Source organism: Fluviicola sp. (genome assembly GCF_030151805.1).
GTDB lineage: Bacteria > Bacteroidota > Bacteroidia > Flavobacteriales_D > Crocinitomicaceae > Fluviicola.
In genome coordinates, this window is record NZ_JASLCN010000362.1 from 1 (window position 1) to 8700 (window position 8700).

At 42.9% G+C, this 8700-nt stretch carries 6 protein-coding genes; all 6 read right to left on the reverse strand.

The features are described from left to right. On the reverse strand, positions 1-2197 hold a 2197-nt coding region (locus Q1V93_RS13770), incomplete at its 3' end, for a hypothetical protein (RefSeq protein WP_300665475.1). Continuing rightward, on the reverse strand, positions 2185-5388 hold the full coding sequence (locus Q1V93_RS13775) for a baseplate J/gp47 family protein (RefSeq protein WP_300665477.1): 3204 nt from the start codon (positions 5386-5388) through the stop codon (positions 2185-2187). The genes Q1V93_RS13775 and Q1V93_RS13770, both read right to left, overlap by 13 nt. Then, positions 5385-5819: a GPW/gp25 family protein gene (locus tag Q1V93_RS13780; RefSeq protein ID WP_300665478.1), complete on the reverse strand. Its 435-nt coding sequence runs from the start codon at positions 5817-5819 to the stop codon at positions 5385-5387. The genes Q1V93_RS13775 and Q1V93_RS13780 overlap by 4 nt, the downstream gene beginning before the upstream one ends. A gap of 11 nt (positions 5820-5830) precedes the next feature. Continuing rightward, positions 5831-6121: a PAAR domain-containing protein gene (locus tag Q1V93_RS13785; protein ID WP_124744754.1), complete on the reverse strand. Its 291-nt coding sequence runs from the start codon at positions 6119-6121 to the stop codon at positions 5831-5833. A gap of 2 nt (positions 6122-6123) precedes the next feature. After that, positions 6124-7869: a type VI secretion system tip protein VgrG gene (gene vgrG, locus Q1V93_RS13790; protein ID WP_300665479.1), complete on the reverse strand. Its 1746-nt coding sequence runs from the start codon at positions 7867-7869 to the stop codon at positions 6124-6126. Continuing rightward, complete coding sequence (locus tag Q1V93_RS13795; protein WP_300665481.1) at positions 7869-8600, reverse strand: LysM peptidoglycan-binding domain-containing protein; 732 nt, start codon at positions 8598-8600, stop codon at positions 7869-7871. Before Q1V93_RS13795 ends, vgrG begins: the two co-directional genes overlap by 1 nt. Positions 8601-8700 lie beyond the last annotated feature (100 nt).

Here is an 8700-nt window from a genome sequence, read left to right on the forward strand (position 1 = left end):
CTCCTTCTTCCGTGAAATCGTATTTCATAAACTGAATGGTTTCCAGTAAGGAAGTTTCCATGTCCGAAGCTGTTGGGAAATAGATCAGCTGTTTTGCAACGACATAAGCAGGATCGGTATCCGGAAGATCCGGATTGACAACTGCAAAGTAGAAATTACCGCCTCCCGATACCTTTACCTGGATATTATCAATGACCTGGTCCGGAATAACTCCGGTATCGAAAGCATCTTCAATCTTTTCTTCGCTGCTTTCGATCAGTTGAAGCACGGCGAAATACAAATTATTGATTGCTTTTTTAGGGCTTGTATAACTGTTCTCCGCTGAAAGGATAACAGTTCCTGCACCATTGCGGATCCGCCATTTGAAAACTCCCGGACTTTGCTCGTAAACTTCAATGAAAGAATCCGAAAGATTGCGACGGAAATAGTTTTTCATTCCTGAAAGTCTTGCCACGCGTTTTTCTACTCCTGATACATTTCCGGTGTCCCATAATTCGGAAGCCGGTTGATGATAGTAATTGAATCCAAGTCCGCGTTCACTACTCAGAGTCACGTATTCACGCAAGAAGATTTCTTTGGATTTCAATACCATTTCACTGGTAAAAGATCCGTAGAGCTCTTTCATGACAAAAGCATATGTACTGAAATTCTCTGCGAAACGAGACAATAAATGATCAAGCAGTTCATTTCTGCGTGCAACATCATCTGTCAATCCGTCAAATAATTGTTCGGAGAGTAAGGTGTTATCGTTTTGAGGATAGTTATTCACCAACTCGGTGAAACCGCTGATATCGGATACAGCTTGTGTAAAGTATGTATTAGAAACTTGCGAATCAACAGACAAAAGGTCTTTTGCGTTTTCCAGGTGAGCAAAATAGGAAGCAAGAACCTGGTCAAAAAACAGCAAATAAGCTTTCAATTGTTTTGCTTTTGACTTACGTGCTGTTTCGACAGAAGATGCCAGCCCTTCCTGCCCGATACCATAAGTATCCGGAAAATCGTTTTGAATTGTTGTATACCAGCCCGTGTCAAGAAACTCTCCGGAAGGAATCTCAGGAAAACGATTGATCGCTGCCTGATCATCGTAGGCATCTTCTTCCGCTTTTAATTGCTTGAAAATCTCTTCAGAACGTTTTTCATTGACACTTACAGGTAGATTGTCCTTGCGGTAATTGAATACACTGTTCGTGCAAAGTACAGGTCGTTTGTATGGGTCGATGCAGATCAGCCAGGTATTCGGATCATTTGTTCCGGAACAGTTGCCGATAGAAATATCCGTAATTTGCTTCACACCCGGAATATCCATGATGATATTGATGATATCGGATAAGCGCACTTCTTTTCGAAGCGAAGCCTGTTTCAGTTCCGTGGTATCAATGAAACCGCTTTCAAGAAGAGGACCTTCAAAAATTTCGTCCATCCGGTAACCTCTTGCAAGCATTTGTTTCAATGAATAGAAATGAACACCGGGTGAAAAGTAGCTTTGGATAGCAAACCAGATTCGGGCGTTTACTTCTTCTTCATCCGCCTCATTTTCTAAACCGATCTGTGCACAAACAGAGATGGATTGCTCTTCAATTTCATCAATCTTAACCAAATCTTCGCATAAGTTGCGGTTTGCGTGGTACTTACTCCGGATGAGGGATTTAATGGCATTGATCTTCTGTTGACGTTGTGGATCGTTTTGATCCACATCGAAATCTACCAGGATGCGATTCAGCCCTTTCAGGTTAAATTCAGCCCGGTCTTCCGGTAATAAATTCGGAAACATATCCGGACTGTAAGACAATAATCCTTCCTTGCAATCGGCATAAACTTTGACCTCGTGCGGCATGATCCAGCAATTGCGAACACCGTCCATATCGATGAATAATTTGCGGTAGTCCAAAGCTGTAAGCGCCCGGTTTGGCATGATTTGCCCGGCAGTATAAAATTGCCTGGATATAGGAGTACTTCCGGTGGGTCCGGTCAGAAGATCCGGCATGGAAATATTAATCCGGTTGCCCAGGTCGGTGATCGCATAGCTGAGCATTTCGAGAATGGTGATTCCAGGGTCGTGCTCGTTGTAATCCGTCCAGAGCCCGCCTCCCATCGACGCAATGTGTTGTATCCCGATGCGTCGCAGGTATTCAAAGTCGAGATCGTTTTCCGTGGAAGTGTCCCGTGAAATGGTGATACTGTTTTTTAAAGTTGGCATTGTTCAGTTTCTGTGTTAGGAGTGGAACATGAGTATATTGCGGTCGAAATTTCGTGTCGTTTGGCAGATACCAGGATTGCTTTTGGAGAAGAAGGTTCCGCAACGCTGGAAGCAGCTCCTTTCTGGTAAAGTTTCACATCCTGCAGGTAATCCACATAAGGAAGTTCTTCTACATAATCTATCAGTACGCTGAGGTGTAATTTTCCTCCGAAGTTGATCATTTCGCGTTCGGCAAAAGCCCAGGGCGACAGAAATCGTGTAATGTCTTCATTGAGCTGATCGATATACAAGGATTCGTCAAATTGCGGATAGAAACGTACTTTCAGCGATACTTTGACTTCTTCATAATCGGGGTTGATTACGTGCGTTTTGACATGCAGTGAATTCAATTCCGAAATAAAGGTTTCGACACGGTTCAGAGTGGCTTTGCTGACCCTTGGCTGATAACGGTCAAATACATTTCGTTGAAGTGTATCAGGAATAACAACCAGTGTCACATTTCCGGGTGATTGGAAAGAGCAATCACAGGTATGAGTCAGGCATTTTACTTTATAGATTTCCGGGAAATTCTGAAGAATAAGATGCTCGTAATCCCATAAATTGATTGCCCGGTTTTTATGTCTCAATCGCTCACTGATGCGTTTGTAATACTGCGTGTCGTTTTCAGCAGCTCGTCCCCCAAAAGAATTGTAAGGTTGAGAAACCGATTTAACAGTTGCAAGACGCGATACCAGCTTACTGATTGTGCCTGCCGGAAGTCCCTTTTCAAGATGCAGGAGGTCATTTCCTCTGTCATCAAAAATAGCAGTGGCTGCCTGGCCGAATATTCCGAGTACGCGACATACTGCATCATAGGTTTTGTACATTTTTGCACGGATCCAGAACATGCCCGGAGGAAGCAGCGTATTAGTTGAATTCGCTTCAGCCGGAATCTTGAATTTCACCAGGCCTGATTTCAGAAAGTTATCCGTTTCATTGATCAGCATGAGAGTCGAATCGAGATTTTTCCAATTGTTGTTGCAGAGAATCGACCAATGCACTTTCTGATTTCCGTTAAACGAATCTGCAAGTGGGTTTTCAGAGCCTTCCAATACCTGAACAAGGAGTGAAACCTGTTGCAGTGTTGCTGCGTTCTCCAATCCGATAAATAAATCACCTCCTTTACAATAGATCGGTGTCAAAGTACATTCAGGACTTTTTCCATCAAAAGATGTTTTCAAAAAAGCATTTTCTTCAGCTTCACCAAAAGGATGGAGGTGAAAAAGCTGAACCGTACGGTCGGTAAATACCTGCTCATTCTCCGGAAACAGATTCAACTCATCTACAGCTGAATAGTTCAGTGAAATAGCATCTGCAAACGGAATGTAAGGTTGATTCGGAATTGGCACATTTGGATTGGTACTCATCATGGCCAGGGAATAGATCCGCGGATAGATTTCCTGCAAAAAAGATTGATTGAGTGTTAGCCGGACAGGCCCTGAAGTATTGACCGCAAAATGGTTGTTGGAAACTCCGAAAGTGGTTTCAAATTCGGTGGGTTCGCTTCCGTTAGGTACGAACAATTGAATGGTGTTTTGTATCGGACCGTTCCAGTCTCCGTTGGAATAGATCCAGGAACTTGCTTTGAAATAGTTATTTCCCCCGACAATATTCGTGTAGTAATCCTGAAACCTGATATACATTTGTGCCTGTTGAGCTGTTCCGGTTACACCGCCAACTGTCCGTGCATTTGAAGTTGTTCTGGGTACAGGAATTATTCCGTTGAAAGCTTCCTGGGTTACTGTGCCTAAAAAGGATTTGTCATAGCCTTCGTAATACGTTCTGAAGTCGTCCGGTGTATTTTTCCAGTGAATATTTACACCGATATGTCTCCATTTTTTACTGAATACTTCCGGGTGAAAGACTGAAAAAGCAGATCCTTTTACCGGATTCGTCGTAAAGGCATAGAAGGGTTTTTTTACGTTCAAATTTCCTGTATCACTTTCGATGGTTAAAGCCCGCATACCAATCACATTCACCTTTAATCTGATCTTTGAAATTGGTTCCGAAAGAAAACGGTATAAGTCATACCCGCCGAATTCATTCGTTGCTACTTCAAAGCGGAAAACAGGATTGTCTGTGTTGTAATTCCCTCCGTGAATAGCCTGGTTGTAGTTAACTGCCGCTTCTTCTTCCGCTTGTAAATCAAGACAAATAGTTAACCATTGTCCGTTCAATCCGGTAGTGTAATTTTGCGGTGCGCCATTGTTTTCATTGATAGTAATTGTACTTGCAGAAATCGAAATCGGACCCACCCAACCTTTCGCTCCGGTGTAATAAATTGAAATGAATGACGGATCAGTTGCTTCAGTTAACTGCAGTGGCGTACCGGAAAACAATGACTGAACTACAATCTGGCGTCTTCCTTCCGATAACGCCAATATATGAGATGAAACAGCAAAACCAACCCGTGCATCCGCCTGTTCCGGTCTTGAATCCGGTGTTCCGGCATAACCGAACGGATACCAGCTGGTATCATCATGCGGAAATTTTGCTCCGGCACCATCATAAGTAGAAGCTTCGTTTGCTGCTTTTAATGCGTAGCTGTCATTTACGGGCGAATCAGGAGCATTGTACACTGTTTTTACACTGCCTACTTTAGCCTGGTTCAGAACCATTTCCTCTTCCAGCTCGTAAACACGAGTATTGTCAGTAGAATCTTTATCTCCGTCAAGCTCCGTTCCTGCGACAATTTTTTCCTGTGAAAAAGCACGTGCCAGTTCGAAAATAAGATTTACGCTGTCGGGGGCTTCTTTCAGATGATTCAAATGCAGGACTTCCGAATAATAGAAATCAAGATGTCGTTTCGTAAAACCGTTTAATCGCTTTGTAGACTGAGAAATCAATGTGAGAAAGCACATGAAAAGCGTCAGGTGGGGCGTAAGCTTATTATCGTCTTCCAGACCGTCAAGCAGCGTTTTAAGTTCCGTTGAATCCAGGAAGAAATCCTGCCAGTTACCATCCGGATTGATATCATTTGCTTCATTGAAGTAGTTAACTTCTTTGGCGAAGTTGTATGCGAATTTCATCCAGTCTTCCAGCCCGAATCCCATCAATTTGAGGTTTTCGGGGTCAAGAGAACGGTCGTAACGCATTGATTGATCGAGTCCGTTCCTTTTGAGAACTTCAGCTATGTCGTTACAATTGCTCATATGATTCCGGTTTTAGTGTATGAAATATCGTTTCCTTCGTTGCGGTAGAATGGGTAGACCATGTTTTGTCTGGAGTTTGTAGTGCGAATGCGGTAATCTAGGGTGATATCAATGCGGCCGTCCAGGATATACTGTTCGTCCAGGGTTACGTTTTCCAGGTCAATTCTTGGTTCGTAATAAAGAATTGAAGTGCGGATTATTTCCGTGATCTGTGTGGTCAATGTCAGATTGATCGATTCGAAAAGCAGTGTTTCCAAAGAACAGCCGTAACCTGGCAGCATGATACGTTCACCTGGTCTGGTCGATAACAGTACCTGCAAACTTTCCATGATATCCTTTTCGTCCGAACTCATCCGGACAAAACGGGATGTTTTGTCAAAGCTGGGAGGGAAGCTCCAGCCTGTTCCTAAGAATGATTCGTTTATTTCCATGTTGTTAATTATTATCCGATTAATACTGTTGCCAAACCGGCAACGATTGTTCCGCCGTGGGCGGTTGTGTCTGTCATTCTGGCGGCTGGTTTTCCTCCGATCAAAACAGTTGCTGATCCGCCGGTTATCGTATCCGGAGGACCGGAACAAACCGCCATGTCTCCCATGCGGGCAGCCGGCATTCCACCGATCAATACTGTTGGTTCACCCGCCGGAAGAATTGGTCCTCCGACATGCGGAACGTTTCCTGTTACCATAGGACAAACATGTGTGTCCGTTACGCGTGCTGCTGGCTGTCCCATGATCAGTTAATTTGTACGATTGAACCTTTGATTGTTGTTGTGGCACTTGAACTCACTTCTGTTCCCGCACTTCCGGAGGCTTTTACTTCAGCCTGTCCGGTGATTTCGATATTCATTCCTTCAATCTTCACATCACCTGTTGCTTTCATAATCAGGTCTTTTCCACTTTCAATGGAAATGCCATCTTTATTCATTTTCAACGTGTTGGAATTCTCATCTTGCAATGTGATTTCCCCGGCATCTTCATCAATGATGACTTTCTTACCGGCCGGAGTTTCGATTGTAACCGATTTTTTATCATCGTCAAACAGGAATTTCATTTCACTGCGGGTTACAAAACCTTTGATGTTGTTTGCATCTTCAGCTGTCAGCGGGGCAGGTTTGGCACTACTGTTCAGCATCCCGACGATCACCGCATTGTTTGGATCTTCGTTGATGAATCCGACCAATACCTCGTCCCCGATTTCAGGAAGAAAGAAAGATCCTCTGTTTTCACCGGCGTCAAGTGTTGCAACACGACACCAGATACCTTGTTCATCGCTGTTGACGATCGGTAGTTTCACCATAATGCGGCATTCTCCCAGCGGATCGTCCTCTAATTGTGACACAACTCCATATTGTAATCCTCTTACGGCAGGTAGTAATCCTGAGGCAGGCATATCGGTCATGTCATAGGTTTCCGAAAACCAAACCGGATCCAGCCCGAATTGTGCATCAACTGTCCAAAGTCCGCTGGTAATGTTGTGTTGTACACCGGACACAAAAATGTTTCCATTGAAACGATCACTGATGCCTTCCAGCTTCAATACTGTTCCAGGGTTTACTTTATCAATTCCCTGGAACCGAACACGCCCGCGAACCTTTGCCATTTGCTGAAACATCATTTTGGAGTTGGCCCAATCCTGGGCTTCTGTCTCGTTCAGATTACCTCCGTATTTTAACTCGAGATCCTTCAAACCGATTACTTTTGCCAGTTGTTCTGAATCAAGATTTCCATTTGTTTTAGTCGGAGGGTTGTTTGCTTCAATTTTGCTGATTTCCTGATCTGCCTGGTTCCAGCTATAAGCAGTAACCTTTGAAAACTGGTTTCGCGCATCAATTTCAGCATCAAACTCCATAATGGTCATACCATAAGCGACTGTTTCTAGTGGGGATTGTCCGGGATCAGGTTTACCGATCAGTATTTTTCCGTTGTCTGTGAAACAAACCATTCCATTGGTTTGTGCCCGTGAAACAAGAAAATCCCAATCAGAGGCATTATATTGAACCAGCTTCTCGTGCTGATAATTTGTTTTCTCAATCTTTTTTTCCAGGCTGTATGCTTTGATTAATTCATCAAAGACATCACTGTCGGTACTGTCGTAGAAGAATTTTGATTTTCTCCCAATGGTCATTTTTACCGCCTCATCTTTGCATTCAACTACAAGGGATGACTTCCCGTTGCGTACTTTGATGGAGTGGCGGATAATGATTCCTTTGAAGATCATTTTATTCTCCGAATGATATCCAGCGTTGATCTGGATCTTTTTACCCGGAACGAAAAAATCGCTGTTACTGATCTTGAAATTCTGATCCGAAGGTGTGCCTTCATAAAATGTGATACGTGCAGTGGCGATCCGGTTAAATTCTTTGCGTACAGATATGGCCAATACCGGATATGTTCCCGGAATCTCATGTTCTTCTATCAGAATCTGATAAGTAACGAGATCGGGACTCTTGCCTGTTTGTATAATTCCGGTATTGTTCATTAGTCAGGTTTTTGAATAGGTGGAAAGAATAAGCGTTGTCCTGCTTTTAATTTTCTGAAAGCAGTAAGTTTGTTTACACGGGCTACTTCTAAGTAATACTTGGAATCACCGTAAATGCGTTGCGTCATTAAAGGCAATGTGTCTCCTTCTTCTGCAACTCGCACATGCGTCAAATCAGGTGAGTTAGGATTGGAATCTGCAGTAGCCTTTTTGGGTTCAATGAACTTCTTGAATTTCGTTTTTGCAATGGCTCGTATGGGTTTTGCATTGGGAGCAAAAAGTTTGTATTCGATTGACACCTCTGCTAAAACCCCTTGAAATAACAACGCTCCCCAGCTTATTTCGAGGTAATTGGGACGATGTATTTCTGAATTGATGTCATAGGCGATTTTCATGAACTTCTCAATATCCGCTTCAACTCCTTTCGATTCTCGATTTTTCAGGATACTGAAATTGGAATTTTCATCAAATACACCTGTATCGTCGAATAAAAATTCAAGTTCGATATCTGAAGGTGGTGTATTCTGATAATATGGAGGAGTTTTATCTTTTGTCGAGTCCGGAACAATATATTCTACTTTGTGATTCAAGACGAACTTTTCTGGATTGATGAGTGTTGTAAACAAACCATCGACTACCTTTTTTTTGAATTCGGGATCTGAATAAGCCTGAATAGTAAGCTTCTTAAGTTCACCGGTTACTCCACCTTTCATATTTATTGTTGGTCCCATTACCGTTCTTTTTTATCATTTATAATTGTAAAAACTTCATCCAGACATGTATCCATCAGTTCATCCATTGATTGTGCAGGTTTTTGATCTTTTTTTGATT